The organism is Rubrivirga marina (assembly GCF_002283365.1).
Lineage (GTDB): Bacteria > Bacteroidota > Rhodothermia > Rhodothermales > Rubricoccaceae > Rubrivirga > Rubrivirga marina.
Map to the genome: position 1 here is coordinate 2,242,918 of NZ_MQWD01000001.1, position 17,442 is coordinate 2,260,359.

The following is a 17,442-nucleotide window of genomic DNA, read 5'->3' on the forward strand; positions in this document are numbered from 1 at the left end:
GCGCTGCCCCTCTCGCTCGTCCCCGAAGGCCGCAGGTGCGGCCTCCCAGACCCCACCCGTTTCCCCACCCCGAGGTACTCACCCATGACGCTTTCCGCCCTGCTCCTCATGCAGGAGGCCGCTTCCGGCGGCTTCGCCAACGACCTGGTCTTCCGCTTCAATGAGGGCGGCCCGTACATGTGGCCCGTGCTCATCACCCTCATCATCGGCTTGGCCATCGCCTTCGAGCGGATCCTCTCGCTCAACCGGGCCGACATCAACGCGCCGAAGTTCATGGCCCGGGTCAAGGAGGCCCTCGACAACGGCGGCGTCTCGGCGGCCGAGGACGTGTGCGCCAACACGCGCGGCCCGGTGGCTTCGGTCGTCCAGGCCGGCCTCACGCGCTTCGACGAGGGCATGGACGCCGTCGAGAAGGCGGTCGTCTCCTACGGCTCGATCGAGATGAGCTTCCTCGAGCGCGGCCTCGTCTGGCTCTCGCTCGGCATCTCGCTCGCCCCGATGTTCGGGTTCCTCGGGACCGTCGTCGGCATGGTCGAGGCGTTCGACGCGATCGAGCAGGCCGGCGACATCTCGCCGTCGCTCGTCGCCAACGGCATCAAGATCGCCCTCCTCACGACGGTCTTCGGCCTCATCGCGGCCATCATCCTGCAGGTGTTCTACAACTACTGCGTCTCCAAGATCGACCGGATCACGGCGGACATGGAGGAGGCCTCGGTCGAGCTCATCGACTCGCTGGCCATGATGTCGGTCGGCCGCCCGGCCCTCTCGGGCCGCACGCGGGCCACGCTCCCGGACCCGAAGCGCGAGCTCGGCACCGGCGACGACCTGACCCAGACCGACCTCTCGTAAGTCCTGGCCCCGGCGCCGGCTCGAAGCCGGCGCCGGGGCCCCTCCCAGACCCCACCCCCGATGGTTCTCGCCCTCGTCTGGCTCTGTCTCGCCCTCATCGGCGTCTCCCTGCTGATGATGATCGGGTTCGGGCTCAAGAACGCCGGCAACGCGCTCAACCAGAGCAAGCTTGGCCTGGCCGCCTTCGCCCTCCCGCTGATCATCTTCGTCATCGCCTACCTCGTCGACGGCACGGCCACCGGCGCGGCTGTCGCGACGGCCATGTTCATGTCGCTCTCCGGCTTCATCGCCCTCGTCATCTCTGGCGCGCGGAGCCTGTTCACCTAGGCCGCTGAGTGCGTTCCGCCGGCACGACCGACGCCGGCGGAGCGTTCTCTCCGCGGACCCCACTGCAAATCCATGCCGCTCCTCAAGAAGCGCGTCAAGCGTGACGCCGAGATCCCGTCGGCCTCGATGGCCGACATCGCGTTCCTGCTGCTGATCTTCTTCCTCGTCACGACGACGATCAACGCAGACAAGGGGATCTACATGCAGCTGCCCCCGCCGCTCGAGGACACGGAGCCGCCGGAGATCAACCAGCGCAACCTCCTCAACGTCCTCGTCAACGCCGACGGGCAGGTCCTCATCGACAACGAGGTGACGAACGTGGCGGCGATCCGCGATATCGTCAAGCGCCACATCCTCAACAACGGTCGCGAGCCCCAGCTCTCGACCGCTCCCGACAAGGCCGTGACGTCGTTCAAGACCAAGCGCGGGCTCCCCTACGAGACCTACATCGCGGTCCTCGACGAGATCAAGTCGGCCTACAACGACGTCCGCGATGACGCATCGCGCCAGGAGTTCGGTGCGCCGTACGGCGAGTACAAGGCCCGCCTCGGGGACGACGAGGAGGACGTGATCGCCGAGCGCTACCCGCTCAAGATCTCGCTCGCCGAGCCGGACCCCGACTGAGTGATGCGTGATGGGTGAAGGGGAGGAGCGGGCCTGACCCCGCCGTCCCATTCGCCCACACGGTCGCCCATCACACCTCACTCCTCACTCATACCCCGCCATGTCCGCCCACTTCAAGAAGAAGAGCGCCGGCACGAAGCAGGAGATCCCGACGGCCTCGATGCCGGACATCATCTTCATGCTGCTGATCTTCTTCATGGTGACGACCGTGCTCCGGGAGACGGAGCTCCTCGTCAACGTGTCGATCCCGCAGGCCGAGGCCATCGAGAAGATCGACCAGAAGCGGCTCATCCAGTACGTCTACATCGGGCCCGAGAAGCTCGAGTCGGGCGGCCTCGGTGAGCCGGCCGTCCAGATCGACGACGCCATCGTCCGCGAGCGGACGAACATCCGCCAGTTCATGTATCGCGCGCTCCGCGAGGAGCCGCGGACCATCGTCTCGATGCGCGTCGACCGCGACGTCGAGACGGGCCTGCTCTACGACGTCCAGCAGGAGCTTCGCGAGGCCGAGGCCCTCCGCGTCAACTACTCGACGACGCGCGAGGCCGAGTAGCCTGCCGGCTTCGTCTGACCCCGCCGGGGCGCCTCAGTTGGGGCGCCCCGGTTTTTTGTAGCGGCCAGATGCAAGCCGCTGCGAAGACCGTCCGCGGCGTGGCCGGGGCGGGCACCGGGGCGTCCTGCCCGCGTTTCGCCCGGACTCCACGCCGGGCCCGAAGCGGCTCCGGGTAGCTTGACTGCGAACCGCCCTCGACTCCATGGCCTACTCCGCGACCCTCATCCCCGGCGACGGCATCGGCCCGGAAGTCATGGACGCCGCCGTCGAGGTCGTCGAGGCGACCGGCGTCGCGTTCGACTGGGACCGCCAGGAGGCCGGCATGGGCGCCTACGAGAGCACCGGCGACCCGCTCCCGCAGGCCACGCTCGACTCGATCGCCGAGACGCGGCTCGCGTTCAAGGGGCCGCTCACGACGCCTGTCGGGACCGGCTTTCGAAGCATCAACGTCCGGATCCGCCAGCACTTCGACCTCTACGCGAACGTCCGCCCGTGCGAGACGCTGCCGAACACGCACGGCCCGTTCGAGGGCGTCGACCTGATGCTCTACCGTGAGAACACGGAGGGGCTCTATGCCGGCATCGAGTACTTCGACGAGCGGAACCAGATCGCCGACTCGATCAACCGGATCACCCGGCGGGGCTCGGAGCGGATCCTCCGCTACGCGTTCGAGGACGCCGAGCGCCGCGGCCGGAAGCGGCTCACGCTCGTCCACAAGGCGAACATCCTGAAGGAGACCGGCGGGATGTTCCTGGCCATCGGCCGCGAGATCGCCGAGGACCATCCGGACATCGCGTTCGACGACCGGATCATCGACAACATGGCGATGCAGCTCGTCATCCGTCCCGACGAGTACGACGCGATCGTCACGACGAACATGTTCGGCGACATCCTGTCCGACCTCATGGCCGGCCTCGTCGGCGGGCTCGGGGTGACCGGCTCGGCTAACATCGGCGACGACTGCGCGGTGTTCGAGGCCGTCCACGGCTCGGCGCCCGACATCGCAGGCCAGGGGATCGCCAACCCGACCGCCGTCATCCGCTCCGGCGAGATGATGCTCCGGTACCTCGGCGAGACCGACGCGGCCGAGGCCGTCCGCAAGGCGCTCCACGACGTCTACTCCGAGCAGGCGAACCTCACGCGGGACCTCGGCGGCACGGCCTCGACGTCCGACTTCGGCGCCCGCCTCGCCGACCGCGTCCGCGCGCACGTCGCGGCGTAGCCCTCCGCGCCGGCTCCCCGAGGCGGGAGCCCTCGCGATCCCGGCCGATCTCCTCCTCCGACTTCTGACCCCGGAATGATCCAGCGCATCCAGTCCCTGTACCTCGTCGCCGGCGCCCTGCTGCTGGCCCTGTTCGTGGCCCTCGGCAGCACGTGGGCGACGGCCATCGCCCAGGAGCAGGCGTGGCTCGGGACGCTCGGCTACGTGCTGGCCGGCGTGACGGCCCTCGTGGCGCTCGTGGCCGTGTTCCTGTACAAGAACCGGGAGCTGCAGCGGAAGGTGATCCACGCGGCCCAGTGGCTCGACCTCGCGCTCGTCGTGGTCGTCCTCGTTGGGCTCTACCTCGCCTTCGACAGCGACGACTTCGTGGCGCCGGTCGGGTACTACCTCGTCGCGCTCCAGCCGATCGTGGCCTACGTCCTGCTCCGGATGGCCCGCCAGCGTGTGACGGCCGACATCCAGATGGTCCGGTCGATGGACCGGATCCGCTAGTGGCGAAGGCGCCGGCGCGCGTCTGGGCGCTCATCGCGTTCGGGCTGCTGGCCATCGGGTCGTCGCCCATCCTGATCCGCCTCGCGGGCGACGTGCCCGCGCTCACGCTCGCGGCGTGGCGCACGATGGCCGTGACGGCCGTGTTCGTCCCGATCGCCGCCATGCAGTCGCGCGACGAGATCGCCGCGTTCAGCCGGCGCGAGTGGGCGCTCGCCATCGGGGCCGGTGTCCTGCTCGGGCTCCACTTCATGGCGTGGATCGTGTCGGTCCAACTCACGAGCATCGCCAGCGCGTCGGTGCTCGTGACCATGAGCCCCATCTTCATCGCCGTGCTCGGGGCCGTCTTCCTGTCCGAGCGGCCGTCGAGGCGGACGGCGGCGGGCATCGCCGTCGCGGTCGTCGGCGCGGTGCTGATCGGGCTCAGCGAAGGGAACGAGGGCGGTGCGTATCCGAACCCGGCCCTGGGCAACGTGCTCGCGCTGACGGCTGCCGTCCTGGTGTCGATCTACCTCCTGATCGGCCGCGCTGTCCGTCAGAAGACGACGTTCGTGGCCTACTTCGCGCTCCTCAATGGAGCCGCCGCGGTCACGTGCCTCGTCGGTTGCCTCGTGGCGGGCGTCCCGCTGGGCCTCCCGCTGCCGGTCGCGCTGTTGGCGATCGCGATGGGGATCGGCCCCGGACTGATCGGGCATGGCTCGTTCGCCTACGCGCTGAAGTACCTGCCCGCCGCGCTCATCGGTCTGCTGAGCCTCGCGGAGCCCGTGCTCGCGTCGACCGTCGCCCTCTTCTCGTTCCAGGAGGTGCCGTCGGCGCTCGGGGCGCTGGGGATGGCGATCGTGCTGGCGGCGATCGCCGCCGTCGTCACGTCGCGGGAGGCGTAGGCCGCCACCCCGGCCGGAACGCCGAGGCGGGGAGATCCGAGAACCGGCGCCGGCCGCGGAGGAAATAGTCGAGGACGACGCTGCCGCGGTAGGGGGGGAGGACGGGGCGCTCCGCCTCGGGCGGCCCGTCGACGGAGCGGATCCGCTCGCGGGCCTCGCGGACGGCCCGTCGGATGGCGTCGGCCTCGGCACGGTCGCCGCCGATCCACGACCGCGCCGCCGCGACGGCGTCGAGCACGCGCCGGCCCCGGAGCGCGCGGCGTGCCTCCCGAGGGGGAAGGTTCTTGGCCAGCATCACGAGGCTGTTGCGGACGTTGAAGAACATCTTGCGCGGGTCGCCCTGCGGCAGCGAGGCTCCGCCGAGGTGGTAGACCTCCGACGCCGGCTCGACGCGGATCCGCCCGCCGGCGCGCTGCATCCGCCAGCACAGGTCGATCTCTTCCATGTGCATCCCAAACGCCTCGTCGAACCCGCCCGCCGTCTCGAACGCGTCGCGGCGGACGAGCAGGGCGGCGCCGGTCGCCCAAAAGACGTCGCAGGCATCGTCGTACTGGCCCGTGTCGGGCTCTAGCGTGTCGAACAGCCGGCCGCGCGTGAACGGGTAGCCGAAGGCGTCCAGGACGCCGCCCGACGCGCCGGCGTACTCGAACTGCGTCCGATCGCCGTGCTGGAGCAGCTTGGGCTGGACGGCGACGACGCCCGGATCGTCGAGCGCGGCGACGAGCGGCGTCAGCCACCCGGGGGGGACCTCGACGTCGTTGTTGAGGAAGCACACGAGGTCGCCCGTCGCGTACGGGACTGCCGCGTTGTTGCCGCCCGCGAACAACAGGTTCTCCGCGTGCCGGGCCATGACCACCTCCGGGTGTGCCTCGGCCAGCCACTCGGCCGTCCCGTCCTCGGACGCGTTGTCGGCGACGACGACCTCGAGGTCCGGGTAGTCAGTCGCGAGGACGCTCGGAAGGAACCGCTCGAGGAGCAACCGGCCGTTCCAGGTGACGATGACGACCGAGACGCGGGGGACGGACACAGGGGAGGGGGCAGCCTCTGAAAGCTACCCCCTCCCCACGTGCCGTCCCTGAAACACAACCGGCGCGGCCCCTTCGACCCCACCACGGGCCCGGGCCGCGCCGGCTACCACCTTCAACGGATGCCGCTAGTGCGACGCCGATCGGCACCGGCATAGACTCTCCAGGGAGTCCGGCCTAACCTCCGGCCCCAAACTTTTTTTCGAGCCGGCGTGTCGCCCCTCCCGACGAGCAGGTCGAGGTGGCGCCGGTAGCTTGTCTCATGGCCGCCGAGATCCCCGACGACGCCCTCCGCACCCTCAGGGAGGTCTGGGGCTACCCCGCGTTCCGGACCGGGCAGGACGAGGCCGTCGCCGCCGCGCTCGCGGGCCGGGACGTACTCGCGGTGCTTCCGACCGGAGGTGGGAAGTCGCTCGTCTACCAGGTGCCGCCGGTCGCCCGGCGCGGGCTGGCCCTCGTCGTGTCGCCGCTCGTGGCGCTGATGCATGACCAGGTGGAGGCGCTCGCCCGCCGCGGCGTCCGAGCCGCCGCGCTGCATTCGGGCCTGAGTCGCCGCCAGTCGGACCAGGTGTGGACCGATGCCGAGCACGGGCTCTATCGGCTCGTCTACCTCACGCCCGAGCGGCTGCAGACCGACCTGTTCGTCGCCCGCGCGCCGCGACTCGACGTGAGCCTGCTCGCGGTCGACGAGGCGCACTGCATCTCGGAGTGGGGCCACGACTTCCGCCCGGCCTATCGCCGGATCGCGGAGGCTCGCCCGCTTCTGACGACCGCCGACGGGGAGCCGGCGCCCGTCGTCGCGGTGACGGCGACGGCGACGCCCGAGGTCCGGCGCGACGTCCTCGACCAACTGGCGCTCCGCGACCCGGCGATCGTCGTGCGCGGGTTCGACCGGCCCAACATCACGTGGAGCGTCCACCACGTGCAGGACCCGGTGGGGCAGGCGCTCGACGTATTCCGCGCGGTGCCCGGCCCGGGCCTCGTCTACGCGGGGACGCGGCGGGCGACCGAGGCTGTCGCGGCCCGGCTCCGCCGGGAAGGGATCTCGGCCGAGCCGTACCACGCCGGTCTCGACCGCGACGTCCGCGAGGCCACGCAGCGCCGGTGGCTCGGCGATGAGACGCGCGTCGTGGCGGCGACGAGCGCGTTCGGGATGGGCATCGATAAGCCCGACGTGCGGGCCGTCGTCCACACGGCGCTGCCGCCGACGTTGGAGGCGTACTACCAGGAGGCCGGGCGCGCGGGACGCGACGGCGATCGGTCGTACGCCGCGCTCGCGCTCGGACCCGACGCCGAGGCGTTCCCCCGCGACATGGCGGACCGCGGTCACCCGACGCCCGCCGACGTGCAGGCCGTGTACGCGGCGGCGGGAAGCCTCGGCCAGATCCCCCTTGGCAGCGAGCCCGACGGCCCCGTCACGCTCGACGTCGCCCGCCTCGCCGCCGTCGCCGGCCGACCCGAATCGCTCGTTCGCACGGCCGTCGACCGCTTGGGGGCCGACGGCGCGTGGACGGTCGTGCCGCCGCGGCCCGGTGAGGTCCGCGTGCGCCTTCCGGCCGGGCGTGACGGGTTGATGCGCGCGGCCGAGGCCGAGAGCCCGGCCGTCCAGGAGTTCGTCGACGCGCTCGTGCGGCGGCTACCGCCTGAGGCGGGGGAGGGGGCCGCGCTCCGCACCGCGCCGCTCGCGGAGGCCCTCGGGCTCCCGGAGGACCGCCTCGACGCGGGGCTCGACTACCTCGCCGCCCGCCGGCTCCTCGAAGTCTCTCGTCCCGAGGGCGGCCTGACGCTGCTCTGGCACGGCGCCCGGGCCCGGAAGGCGCCCGTCGACGTGACGGCGCTCGACCGCGGCCGTCAGCGTGCCCACGCCCGCCTTGACGACGTCGTCCGCTACGCCAACGCGTTCGGGTGCCGGCGTCAGCACCTCCTGGCCTACTTCGGTGAGCCCGCCCCCGGGCGCTGCGGCCGGTGCGACGTCTGCCTCGGCCGCCATCGCCCCGAGGCGGTCACCCCTGCTGACGAGAGTGCCCTCCGTACGATCCTCGACGGTGTGGCCCGCGGCGAGCACCCCGCCGGCCCCGAGGCCCCCCGACGGGAACGCGCCCTCGCCGACTGGCTCGTCGCCGAGGGCTATCTCCGCCTGACCGACCCGCTGGCCGTCCGGTTCGAGCTCACGCCGAAGGGCCAACGCCGGGCGTCCGCCGCCTAGCGAGCGATGACGATCCGCCGCGCGGCCTCGAACGTCTCGCCCGTCACGCGGAGGATGTACACGCCGGCCGGTAGCCCCGTGCCCGAGACGGTGAGCCGGACGGCCGCGCCCGTCGCAGCCGCCCCGTCGAACACGGCGGCGACGCGCCGCCCGGCGGTGTCGAACAGGTCGGCCTGGACCCGTTGGGCGGTTTCGACGCGCAGCGTCAGGCGCGAGCCGGAGGCCGTCGGGTTCGGGACCGGCTCCGTGAGCGTGTACCCCGAGATCTCGGGGCCGTCGTTGCGGTCCGTGCCGAGCGTCGGATCGGGGCGGAGGATGAAGAGGCCGTAGTCGCCGTCGTTCGCGATTACGAGCCCGCTCTCGAAGTACGGGTAGTTGCTCCACTGCCCGTTAAACGAGATGAGGTCTGAGTCGGGGAACGTGTCGAAAAAGGCGGCCTCGGTGATCGCCCCGCTCGCGGCCTGCGAGACGTCGAGGATGCGGAGGCCCGTCTCGTAGTTGCTCTGGTACGAGTATCGGCCGCGGACGTATTGGTTGTGGTCGATCGTCGTCAGGCCGGAGTCGTAGATGGACGCGACCTCGGGGCTGCCGAGGTCTTGCACGTCGATCACGATGGTGCGTTGCGGGATGCCTTGCGTCGTCTCGTCCAACTCGTCGTCGGCGAGGAAGTACCGCTGGTCCTCCGTGAGCCACCCCTGGTGTGTATAGGCCGGGTTCGGGTAGAACGCCTGCGACACGATCTGGACGTCCTGCTTGTCGGTCACGTCGAAGACCGTCACGGTCTCCTCGTTCGACGCGAAGCAGAGCTGCCGTCCGGCGTACTCGGCATCCGGGCCGCGGTAGACGAGGCACTGGGCGTCGTGCGTATACCCCGTCGGCCCGTTCTCGCGCGGGTCGATGGCGACGTCCGAGAAGCAACTTGCGAACGTCGGGTTCTTGGGATCGCGGATGTCGATCGCGTGGAAGCCTGGGCTGTCGCACTCGGCCGGGAGGCCGAGGTTGGCCCGCTCGCCTTCGGGGTACCGGAACCCGACGGCATACGCGAACCCGCTCTCCTCGTCGATCACAATGTTGTGGGCCGAGCGGATCCCCGTGTACACCGCGTCGGGCGTGAACGTGACCGGGTCGCCCGTGACGCCGCGGAGCCGGGTGAGGTCGAACACCTGCATCCCGTGGTCCCGCGCGTTGTCGGCCACGACGAACGCGTGATCGGCGTAGACCTTGATGTCGCGCCATACCGGGGCCAGCTCGTTCGTCGCTGGGAGCTTGCCCACGAGCCTTGGGAAGGCCGGGTCCGAGAGGTCCACGAAGCCCGTCCCGTTGTATGTCCCGACGAGGGCGTACTCCGTCCCGGTCTCGGGGTCCGTCCAGCCCCAGATGTCGTTGTTGCCGGCGGCGGCCGGCGAGCCCGGCGTCGCGAAGGTCGCAACGGAGAGGTACCCCACGAGGTCGACCCGGTCGCACGGGAACGCGCCGACGTCGGGGAGGACGGCGACGCCGTCGACGCACTCGGCGAGGGGGTCTTGCGCGGCGCCGGGAGCGGCAGCGAGGACAAAAACGGCGAGGGCGAGGAGCAGTCGGGACGACATGTCTGGAGCGTATGAACAACCGTCCGCCTACGCCGAGGCCGGGCGCCGGTTCGTCACGGGACGGGGCAAAAAAGGAGGCGGGGAGCCCCGGCGTCCAGGGCTCCCCGCGGGAGGGCGTCCACCTCGGCATCGAGGCGGGTAGGCCTACGCTTACATCGCCACGCGCGGCATGAGCACGAAGAAGCCGTTGTCCGAGTCGCTGGCGACCACGATGCCGCTCTCGAAGTACGGGTAGTTGCTCCACTGGCCGGCAAAGTTGACCTCGGTGCTCTGCGGGTACGTGTCGAAGTAGGCGACCTCGGTCATGTTGCCGTTGAGCACGTCCGAGTGGTCGAGGATGCGGAGGCCCGACTGGTAGTTGCTCTGGAAGTTGAGGTCGCCGAGGACGTAGAGGTTGTGGTCGATCGTCGTGATCCCCGAGTCGTAGATGCCGATGAACTCGGGCTCGTCGAGGTTCTCGACGTTGAACAGGAGCGTCCGCTGCGTCGAGACGTAGCCGTTCGACTCGTCGAGCTCGTCGTTGGCGAGGAACGCGCGGCGGTCCTCCGTGAACCAGCCCTGGTGCGTGTAGGCGTCCTGCGGGTACTCCGCGATCGAGATGATCCGGACGTCATCCTTGTCGGTCACGTCGAAGAACGTGACGACGTCCTCGTTCGAGCCGGCGCAGACCTCGCGGCCGACGTAGTCCTCGTCGGGGCCGTCGTAGTTGATGCACTGGGCGTCGTGCGTGTAGCCCGGCGCCGCGACCGGCGACGTGTCCTTGGCCGCGTCCGAGAAGCAGGTCACGAACGTCGGGCTCTGGGGCTCCTGGATGTTGATGACGTGGAACCCCGGGGCGCCGCACTCGGCCGGGAGGTCGTCGCCGCGCGAGCCGGAGCCGACGGCGTAGGCGAAGCCCGAGTCCTCGTTGATCACGAGGTTGTGGACGTTCGTCACGCCCTCGTAGAGCGCGTCGGCCTCGAACTCGCCCTGGTCGGAGGTGAGGCCGCGGAGCCGCGTGAGGTTGAACACCTGCATCCCGTGGTCGCGGGCCTCGGAGACGACGAACGCGTGGTCTCGGTACACCTTGATGTCGCGCCAGACGGTCTCGACGGTGACCGTCGGGAGCTTGCCGAGGAGGACGGGGTTCATCGGGTCGGTCACGTCGATGAACTCGGTGCCGTTGGAGAGGCCGACGAGTGCGTACTCGCGGCCGGTCTCAGGGTCGGTCCAGCCCCAGATGTCGTTGAGCTGGTTGGCGTCGAACTCGGAGAGCGGGACGAACGAGACGAGGTCGATGTTCGAGCACTCGAACGGGCCGTCGGCGTCATCGGCCGGGTCGTCGGTCGGGAGCGTGGCCAGGCCGTCGACGCAGGCCGCGACGACGTCGCCCGAGGCGGGCATGTTCGGGCCGTCGTCCGAGCCGCCGGGGGCGGAGGGAGCGGTGCTGGCGCAGCCGGCGGCGAAGAGGGCCAGCGCGAGGGCGCCGGAGAGGGGCAAGCGGGTCATCTGCTGAGGGAGGGGTGGGGGCGAAAAATTTAACGACGAGACGTCACGAAGGGGAGGAGACGGGCTCGAAACGGTTCAGGTTGCGGTCTTTCCGGACGTGGTGGGGGTCGAAGACGCGCCCGTTCATGGCAACGTACGCCCCGGGCGGAAGCGTCTGCGCCGCGGCCGCCGCGAAGCCGACGTTGAACTCGGCATCGGTCGCCTTGAACCGGGCCGGGGCGAGGGAGCCGACGAACACGACGGTCTTGGCGGCCTCGGCAGCCACGAGGGCGGCCGCGACGACTCGGGCGGTCTCGGCCATCGTGTCGGTCCCGTGCGTCACGATCACGCGCTGGTGCGGCGTCGCGAGGATCCGGTCGGCGATGAGGTCGCGGTCGGCGTCGGTCAACTCGAGGCTGTCCTTCCGCATGAGCGCCTCGACGTGGAACGGGAACGCCACGCCGGCCTCGCGGAGGAGCGTGCCGATCTGGGGCTCGCCCACCTCGTAGGCGCTCTTCGCGTCGAAGTACTCCTTGTCGATGGTCCCGCCGGTGGTGAACACCTGGACGGTTTCGGGGGACGCGAGGTCGGACATGCGCGTGAGTCAGAAGCCGGGAGCCGGCGGTGCTTTGAGGGAGTCGGGGCGGGGCGCGGGCGACCCCTGGCGCTCGCGGACGAGCCGGGTCTCGACAGAGTCGTACGTGGCCTCGGCGAGGGCGGGGGCGCCGGCGAGGGCGTCGAGGCGAGTCTCGAACGCCGCCGAGTCGAGCCCGTGGGCCTTGAGGGCCACCCGGCGGAGGCTCTCGGCGAGAGCGGGACGCCGGGCCTCGACGGTGTCGAGCGCCGCGCGGGCGTCGGCGAGGTGGAGCTCGACGAGGGCGTCGACGAGGTCGGGGTCGACGTCGTCCCCGCCGTCGGCGCCGTCGCAGGCGGCGAGGCCGACGAGCGAGAGCATCGCCAGCAGCCCGCGGGTCACGCCGCCTCGGCGTCGAGGCGGGCGGCGTTGGCCGTCGCCGGCGGGGCCTCGACCTCCATCCGCAGCAGGTGCGCGGCGTACGTCTTGCCCTGGGCGTCGAGCTTGAGCGAGACCGTCCCGCCGCCGCCGAGCGACCCGTGGAGCATGAAGTTGAGCGCCGACAGGTTGGGCAGCTCGAACCGCTCGACCTCGCCCTCCACGCGCGGCCCGAAGTGGGCCTTCACACGCTCGGCCGTGACCGTCTCGCGGAGCCAGTCGTAGTGGGACGGGTCGCGCGCGATCAGGCCGACGTTGACGGCGTCGCCCTTGTCGCCGGAGCGGCCGAAGCAGAGGTCGAGGAGGCGGGGCATTGTGGGGGGCGATCGGGTGAGGGAGGATTGAGGGGCAAGATCGAACGTTGCGGCGGACGCTGGGCTCTCAATCGCCCGATCACCCATCACCCGATCTGAAATCCGCTAGGGGATCATCTTGTTGAGCGGGTACTCGATGAGGCCCTCGGCGCCGAGCCGCTTGAGCTCCGGGATGAGCCGGCGGACCTGGCGCTCCTCGATGATCGTCTCGACGGCGACCCACTCGTCCGAGAAGAGCGGCGAGATCGTCGGGTTCCGGAGGGCCGGGAGCGTCTCGACGATCGACTGGAGGTCGTCGCGGCGGACGTTCAGCTTGAGGCCGACCTTCCCCTCGGCGCGGATGGCGCCCTCGAGGAGGAGGGCGAGGTTCTCGATCTTCTCCCGCTTCCACGGGTCCTCCCAGGCGTCCTTGTTGGCGACGAGCTGGGTGTTCGAGCTCAGCAGCACCTCGACGATCCGCAGCTTGTTGGCGCGGAGCGAGTTGCCGGTCTCGGTCACCTCGACGATGGCGTCGACCAGGTCGGGCGCCTTGACCTCGGTGGCGCCCCACGAGAACTCGACGTCGGCCGAGACGCCGTGCTCGGCGAGCCACCGGTTCGTGAGGCCGACGACCTCGGTCGCGATCCGCTTGCCTTCGAGGTCCTGGACGGAGTGGATGTCGGAGTCATCCGGGACCGCCAGCACCCAGCGGACCGGCCGCATCGACGCCTTCGAGTAGATGAGGTCGGCCACAACGTGGACGTCGGCGCCGGTCTCGGCGATCCAGTCGAGCCCGGTGATCCCGGCGTCGAACACGCCGTCGGCGACGTACTTGCCCATCTCCTGGGCGCGGACGAGCATGGCCGTGAGCTCCTCGTCGTCGATCGACGGGAAGTAGCTCCGGGAGCGGACCGAGAAGCCGTAGCCGGCCTTCTCGAGCAGGTCGAACGTGGACTCCTGGAGGCTCCCCTTCGGCAGGCCGAGGCGGAGGACCTGGGTCTCGCCGTCGGTCTCGGCGTTCGAGGGAGCGGTGGTGGTCTGTGTGGACATGGGGTCGGGTGTGATGTGTCGGTTAGAGGGGGGGCGAGCGGCGTCCGTAGGGGGGCTAGGTGCCGGCCTCGGCCCGGAGGTCGGCGGCGGTGCGGAAGGTGTAGGCGACGGCCTCCATCTGGCGGAGGAACTCGCGCTTGTCGAGCGTCCGGTCGGGCGCGAACGTCATCCCGTAGTAGATGTAGAGGCGGTCCGTCGCCTCATCGCGGAAGGCGTAGCGGACGTACGAGCCGCCCATGACGTCGTTCGTCATGTACCAGAGGCCGCGCTGTTCCTGGGCCGGCCGGCCGGCGATCTCGGTGGAGTCGCGCGTCGTCGGGCGCTGGTCGTCGAGCTGGACGAACGAGCTGTCGTAGCTGCCGAGGGCGAACTGCTCCAGGAGGTCGTCCGTGATCTCGTCGATCCGCTCAGGCGGCGGGAGGGCCTCGACGCCGTCGACCGAGAACACGAAGAAGTCGCGCCACGTGTCGGAGAGGACGCGCCGGTAGCGGACGAAGCTGCCCTCGAGGTCGCCCGCCTCGGCGGTCGTGTCCTGGACCTGGACGTAGTCGTACTGGATCTTGACCCGGTAGCCCTGGTCGTCGAGGAGCTCCTGCTCGAGGTCGGTCTGTGCAAGGCGCGAGAACATCTCGCCGATGGTCCGCTCACGGGCGAGGCGGTTGTAGGCGGCGCGGAGCTCGGGCCCGCTCTCGACGATCTGCCGCGCGAGCGCGCTGTCCGTCGCCGCCGTCGCGATCGTCACGAGCTGGTTGTTCGCCCAGAGGTCCTCGCGGAGGTTGACGGCCGCGGCCTCCCCGGAGCGGACGGCCGCGAGGTTGCCCTCGCCGACGCGCGCGCGGATGAACTCGCCGATCTCGCCCTCGGCGTCGACCGGTGCCGCGAACACGAGGTGGGGCTGCATCTTGAGGTACTCGAACGACCGCGACGTGAGCGGCTGGAGCCGGAGCTTGAACGCGCCCTGGTTGTTCGGGAGCGTGGCGATCGGCTGCGCCAGCTCGGCGCGGAGCGCGTCGCCCACGGGGCCGTTCCAGGTCACGCTGTCGGTCACGACGATGACCGTCTCGGTGTCGCCGCGGGCTTCGGGCGGGCCGGTGATCGGGTCCTCGCAGCCCGCGACGGCGAGACCGACGAGGAGGACGGACAGCAGGGGGAGAGCTCGGGTCATGAGGGCTCGGGGGCTCCGGTCTTCAACGCGCGCGCCCAGTCGCCGATGTCCGCAAGACGTTCGGAATCGGTGAGATCCCCGTCGTCCCACAGGCGCTCGGCCTCGCGGATGAGGGCGCTGCCGACGATGAACCCGTCGGTGTGGCGCGTCAGCCGCTCGGCGTCGGCGTGGCTCTTGATCCCGAAGCCGACGAGGAGCGGCTGCTCCACGAGGCCGCGGGCGTGGGCGAGGTAGGCGTCGGTCGCGTCGTCGTCGCCGAGGCCGGACCCGGTCAGGCCCGTCACGCTCACGGCGTAGACGAACCCGGTCGAGCGGTCGTCGACGAGGCGGACGCGCGCGTCGGAGGTGTTGGGCGCGATGAGGTGGGTGATGGAGAGGCCGTGCTCGGCGGCGGCCCCCTCGATCTCGCCGGCCTCTTCGGGCGGGACGTCGGGCAGGATGAGGCCGTCCACGCCGGAAGACGCGGCGTCGGCGCAGAAGTCGCCCACGCCGTACCGAAACACGGGGTTCGCGTAGCCCATCAGCACGAGCGGCGTGTCGCTCTTGGCGCGGAAGGCGGCGGCCGTCTCGAACGTGCCGGCCATCGAGGCGCCCTGGCGGAGCGCTCGCTCCGACGCCATCTGGATCGGGAGGCCCTCGGCAACGGGATCGGAAAACGGCATCCCGAGCTCGATGAAGTCGGCCCCGGCGTCGTCGACGGTGCGGAGGATGCCGAGCGTCGCGCCGGGCGCGGGGAAGCCGGCGGTCAGGAAGAGGCCCATGGCCGTCTCGCCGCGCTGGCGGAGACCGTCTAGGTGGGCGCGGAGTCGCGTCATCGGGAGTCGGGGGCGCCCGCCTCGGTCCGGTCCGGGGCGGAGTCGAGGCGGGCGGGGTCGCGGTAGAGGGCGGCGTGGTCGATCGTCATGAACCGCTCGGGGAACGGGCAGCGCTCCCACCCGAGGCGCTCGTAGAAGGCGTGGGCGTCCTGCGTCGTGAGGAGCCAGCGGCGGAGGCCCTGGAGGTCGGGGTGAGCGAGGACGCACGCCATCAGCCACTGGCCGAGGCCGCGGCCCTGATGCGCTTCGAGCACGTACACGTCGTGGAGGTAGGCGAACGTGGCGCGGTCGCTCGTCACGCGGGCGTAGCCGACCTGGGCGCCGTCCGGGACGTAAAGCCCGAACGGCATCGAGCCGGCCGCCGCGCGCTCGACGACGTCGCGCGGTACGCCGGGTGACCAGTACGACCGCGACAGATAGCCGTGAACGGCCGAATAATCCAGCCGGCCGCGGTCGTCGGAGACCTCGTAGCCGTCGTCGCGCGTCCAGGTCATCCCGCCTCGGTGGGCTGGGCGGCCGAGGCGCCGAGGCGGGCGGAGTCGTCGTCGAAGAGGTGGGCCGAGATCGTGGCCATGTCCTTGTCGCCACGGCCGGAGCAGTTGAACACGAGCGTGCCGCCCGCGCCGATCTCTCGCGCCAGCGATTCGAGCACGGCGATCGCATGGGCCGTCTCGAGCGCCGGGATGATCCCCTCGGTTTCGCTCAGAAGCCGGACGGCGTCGAGCGCCTCGGCGTCGGTCGCCGTCCGGTACTCGACGCGGCCGGCGTCCTTGAGGTAGGCGTGCTCGGGCCCGACGCCCGGGTAGTCGAGGCCGGCGGAGATCGAATGCGCGATCTCGACCTGCCCGTCGGCGTCTTGCAGGAGGTACGTCATCGTGCCGTGGAAGACGGCCGGCTCGCCCTTCGAGAGCGTCGCCGCATGGCGCCCATCGAGCCCCTCGCCGCTCGCCTCGACGCCGACCAGCCGGACGTCCGCGTCCCCCACGTACGGCGCGAAGATGCCGATCGCGTTCGACCCGCCGCCGACGCAGGCGACGACGGCGTCGGGCGTCTCGGAGCCCGTCTGCTCCTTGAGCTGCGCCCGCGTCTCCTCGCCGATGACGCGGTGGAGGTCGCGGACCATCGCCGGGTACGGGTGCGGCCCGATCGCCGAGCCGATGATGTAGTAGGTCGTCGTCGGGTTCGAGACCCAGTCGCGGAACGCCTCGTTGGTCGCGTCCTTGAGCGTCTGGCTGCCCGACGTCGCGGGGCGGACCTCGGCGCCGAGCAGCCGCATCCGCTTGACGTTGAGGTTCTGCCGCTCGATGTCCTCGGATCCCATGTAGACGACGCACTCGATCCCGAAGAGCGCGCAGGCCGTCGCCGTGGCCACGCCGTGCTGGCCGGCGCCGGTCTCGGCGATGATCCGCTCCTTGCCCATCCGCCGCGCCAGGAGCACCTGCCCGATGGCGTTGTTGATCTTGTGCGCGCCGGTGTGGCAGAGGTCCTCGCGCTTGGCGTAGATCGTCGCCCCGCCGAGGCGCTCCGTCAGCCGGTCGCACCGCGTCAGCGGGGTCGGGCGGCCGACGTAGTCGCGGAGGAGGCGCCGGTACTCGGCCTGGAACTCGGGGTCGGCCTTGGCGGCCTCCCATGCCTCGCGGACGTCGGCGAGTACGGGCTGGAGGATCTCGGGCACGAACGCCCCGCCGAATCGCCCGAACCGGCCCCGGGCATCGGGGAGGGACGGGGGGGGGGAGACCGGGGAGGCGGGGAGTGCGGTCGTGGTGGGCATGGTGGGGGAGAGCACGGGGCGTCTCTGATTGTCATCCTGAGCGAGCGGAGCGAGTCGAAGGATCTCTGGTGCACCCGGTCTCAAGCTGGCGGTGAGAGCGC

General features: G+C 70.8%; 19 protein-coding genes. 8 read left to right on the forward strand and 11 right to left on the reverse strand.

Translation table 11 applies throughout. The features are described 5' to 3' along the window. Nucleotides 1-84: 84 nt before the first annotated feature. The 7 genes from BSZ37_RS09165 (at nucleotide 85) to BSZ37_RS09195 (ending at nucleotide 4,948) form a co-directional block, all read left to right on the forward strand. The gene (locus BSZ37_RS09165; RefSeq protein ID WP_095510262.1) at nucleotides 85-849 is read left to right on the forward strand and encodes a MotA/TolQ/ExbB proton channel family protein; all 765 of its coding nucleotides are present in this window, start codon (nucleotides 85-87) and stop codon (nucleotides 847-849) included. A 60-nt stretch (nucleotides 850-909) separates the two neighbouring features. Next, nucleotides 910-1,176 carry a hypothetical protein gene (locus BSZ37_RS09170; RefSeq protein WP_095510263.1) on the forward strand — a complete coding sequence of 89 codons (267 nt, stop codon included), beginning with the start codon at nucleotides 910-912 and terminating at the stop codon, nucleotides 1,174-1,176. 72 nt (nucleotides 1,177-1,248) lie between these two features. After that, a complete protein-coding gene (locus BSZ37_RS09175) occupies nucleotides 1,249-1,800 on the forward strand; it encodes an ExbD/TolR family protein (protein WP_095510264.1) in 552 nt (183 codons plus the stop codon). Between the two features lie 100 nt (nucleotides 1,801-1,900). After that, entirely contained in the window at nucleotides 1,901-2,353 is a 453-nt protein-coding gene (locus BSZ37_RS09180; protein WP_095510265.1) for an ExbD/TolR family protein, read from the forward strand. A gap of 202 nt (nucleotides 2,354-2,555) precedes the next feature. Then, on the forward strand, nucleotides 2,556-3,575 hold the full coding sequence (locus BSZ37_RS09185) for an isocitrate/isopropylmalate dehydrogenase family protein (RefSeq protein WP_095510266.1): 1,020 nt from the start codon (nucleotides 2,556-2,558) through the stop codon (nucleotides 3,573-3,575). A 75-nt stretch (nucleotides 3,576-3,650) separates the two neighbouring features. Further along, nucleotides 3,651-4,067, forward strand: coding sequence for a DUF4293 family protein (locus tag BSZ37_RS09190; RefSeq protein ID WP_095510267.1), 417 nt, complete (start codon nucleotides 3,651-3,653; stop codon nucleotides 4,065-4,067). Further along, complete coding sequence (locus BSZ37_RS09195) at nucleotides 4,067-4,948, forward strand: DMT family transporter (RefSeq protein ID WP_095510268.1); 882 nt, start codon at nucleotides 4,067-4,069, stop codon at nucleotides 4,946-4,948. Before BSZ37_RS09190 ends, BSZ37_RS09195 begins: the two co-directional genes overlap by 1 nt. Here the strand turns inward: BSZ37_RS09195 and BSZ37_RS09200 are convergent. Beyond that, complete coding sequence (locus tag BSZ37_RS09200) at nucleotides 4,929-5,975, reverse strand: glycosyltransferase family 2 protein (protein WP_095510269.1); 1,047 nt, start codon at nucleotides 5,973-5,975, stop codon at nucleotides 4,929-4,931. The two genes, BSZ37_RS09195 and BSZ37_RS09200, sit on opposite strands and share 20 nt — an antisense overlap. Nucleotides 5,976-6,235: 260 nt before the next feature. Here BSZ37_RS09200 and BSZ37_RS09205 point away from each other — a divergent pair, with 260 nt between their 5' ends. Continuing rightward, entirely contained in the window at nucleotides 6,236-8,179 is a 1,944-nt protein-coding gene (locus BSZ37_RS09205) for a RecQ family ATP-dependent DNA helicase (protein ID WP_095510270.1), read from the forward strand. Here the strand turns inward: BSZ37_RS09205 and BSZ37_RS09210 are convergent. The 10 genes from BSZ37_RS09210 to trpB form a co-directional block, all read right to left on the reverse strand. After that, nucleotides 8,176-9,768: a choice-of-anchor B family protein gene (locus BSZ37_RS09210; protein ID WP_095510271.1), complete on the reverse strand. Its 1,593-nt coding sequence runs from the start codon at nucleotides 9,766-9,768 to the stop codon at nucleotides 8,176-8,178. The genes BSZ37_RS09205 and BSZ37_RS09210 overlap by 4 nt on opposite strands. Before the next feature lie 150 nt (nucleotides 9,769-9,918). After that, complete coding sequence (locus BSZ37_RS09215; RefSeq protein WP_095510272.1) at nucleotides 9,919-11,256, reverse strand: choice-of-anchor B family protein; 1,338 nt, start codon at nucleotides 11,254-11,256, stop codon at nucleotides 9,919-9,921. A gap of 43 nt (nucleotides 11,257-11,299) precedes the next feature. Continuing rightward, on the reverse strand, nucleotides 11,300-11,830 hold the full coding sequence (locus BSZ37_RS09220; protein ID WP_095510273.1) for an asparaginase domain-containing protein: 531 nt from the start codon (nucleotides 11,828-11,830) through the stop codon (nucleotides 11,300-11,302). 9 nt (nucleotides 11,831-11,839) lie between these two features. Further along, nucleotides 11,840-12,211 (reverse strand): hypothetical protein, encoded by a 372-nt coding sequence (locus tag BSZ37_RS09225; protein ID WP_143537608.1) that lies wholly within the window; start codon nucleotides 12,209-12,211, stop codon nucleotides 11,840-11,842. Then, entirely contained in the window at nucleotides 12,208-12,561 is a 354-nt protein-coding gene (locus tag BSZ37_RS09230) for an AtuA-related protein (protein ID WP_095510275.1), read from the reverse strand. The genes BSZ37_RS09225 and BSZ37_RS09230 overlap by 4 nt, the downstream gene beginning before the upstream one ends. Before the next feature lie 105 nt (nucleotides 12,562-12,666). After that, nucleotides 12,667-13,590, reverse strand: coding sequence for an ATP phosphoribosyltransferase (gene hisG / locus BSZ37_RS09235; RefSeq protein WP_095510276.1), 924 nt, complete (start codon nucleotides 13,588-13,590; stop codon nucleotides 12,667-12,669). A gap of 55 nt (nucleotides 13,591-13,645) precedes the next feature. Continuing rightward, the gene (locus BSZ37_RS09240) at nucleotides 13,646-14,755 is read right to left on the reverse strand and encodes a DUF4837 family protein (protein ID WP_095510277.1); all 1,110 of its coding nucleotides are present in this window, start codon (nucleotides 14,753-14,755) and stop codon (nucleotides 13,646-13,648) included. Beyond that, a complete protein-coding gene (gene trpA, locus BSZ37_RS09245; RefSeq protein WP_095510278.1) occupies nucleotides 14,752-15,570 on the reverse strand; it encodes a tryptophan synthase subunit alpha in 819 nt (272 codons plus the stop codon). Before trpA ends, BSZ37_RS09240 begins: the two co-directional genes overlap by 4 nt. Further along, on the reverse strand, nucleotides 15,567-16,064 hold the full coding sequence (locus BSZ37_RS09250) for a GNAT family N-acetyltransferase (protein ID WP_095510279.1): 498 nt from the start codon (nucleotides 16,062-16,064) through the stop codon (nucleotides 15,567-15,569). Before BSZ37_RS09250 ends, trpA begins: the two co-directional genes overlap by 4 nt. After that, nucleotides 16,061-17,341, reverse strand: coding sequence for a tryptophan synthase subunit beta (gene trpB, locus BSZ37_RS09255; RefSeq protein ID WP_095510280.1), 1,281 nt, complete (start codon nucleotides 17,339-17,341; stop codon nucleotides 16,061-16,063). Before trpB ends, BSZ37_RS09250 begins: the two co-directional genes overlap by 4 nt. Nucleotides 17,342-17,442 lie beyond the last annotated feature (101 nt).

Coding starts and splice junctions, on each gene's coding strand:
- BSZ37_RS09165 (WP_095510262.1), top strand. CDS start 85: ATGACGCTTTCCGCCCTGCTCCTCATGCAGGAGGCCGCTTCCGGCGGC.
- BSZ37_RS09170 (WP_095510263.1), top strand. CDS start 910: ATGGTTCTCGCCCTCGTCTGGCTCTGTCTCGCCCTCATCGGCGTCTCC.
- BSZ37_RS09175 (WP_095510264.1), top strand. CDS start 1,249: ATGCCGCTCCTCAAGAAGCGCGTCAAGCGTGACGCCGAGATCCCGTCG.
- BSZ37_RS09180 (WP_095510265.1), top strand. CDS start 1,901: ATGTCCGCCCACTTCAAGAAGAAGAGCGCCGGCACGAAGCAGGAGATC.
- BSZ37_RS09185 (WP_095510266.1), top strand. CDS start 2,556: ATGGCCTACTCCGCGACCCTCATCCCCGGCGACGGCATCGGCCCGGAA.
- BSZ37_RS09190 (WP_095510267.1), top strand. CDS start 3,651: ATGATCCAGCGCATCCAGTCCCTGTACCTCGTCGCCGGCGCCCTGCTG.
- BSZ37_RS09205 (WP_095510270.1), top strand. CDS start 6,236: ATGGCCGCCGAGATCCCCGACGACGCCCTCCGCACCCTCAGGGAGGTC.
- BSZ37_RS09210 (WP_095510271.1), bottom strand. CDS start 9,768: ATGTCGTCCCGACTGCTCCTCGCCCTCGCCGTTTTTGTCCTCGCTGCC.
- BSZ37_RS09215 (WP_095510272.1), bottom strand. CDS start 11,256: ATGACCCGCTTGCCCCTCTCCGGCGCCCTCGCGCTGGCCCTCTTCGCC.
- BSZ37_RS09220 (WP_095510273.1), bottom strand. CDS start 11,830: ATGTCCGACCTCGCGTCCCCCGAAACCGTCCAGGTGTTCACCACCGGC.
- BSZ37_RS09230 (WP_095510275.1), bottom strand. CDS start 12,561: ATGCCCCGCCTCCTCGACCTCTGCTTCGGCCGCTCCGGCGACAAGGGC.
- hisG (WP_095510276.1), bottom strand. CDS start 13,590: ATGTCCACACAGACCACCACCGCTCCCTCGAACGCCGAGACCGACGGC.
- BSZ37_RS09240 (WP_095510277.1), bottom strand. CDS start 14,755: ATGACCCGAGCTCTCCCCCTGCTGTCCGTCCTCCTCGTCGGTCTCGCC.
- trpA (WP_095510278.1), bottom strand. CDS start 15,570: ATGACGCGACTCCGCGCCCACCTAGACGGTCTCCGCCAGCGCGGCGAG.
- BSZ37_RS09250 (WP_095510279.1), bottom strand. CDS start 16,064: ATGACCTGGACGCGCGACGACGGCTACGAGGTCTCCGACGACCGCGGC.
- trpB (WP_095510280.1), bottom strand. CDS start 17,341: ATGCCCACCACGACCGCACTCCCCGCCTCCCCGGTCTCCCCCCCCCCG.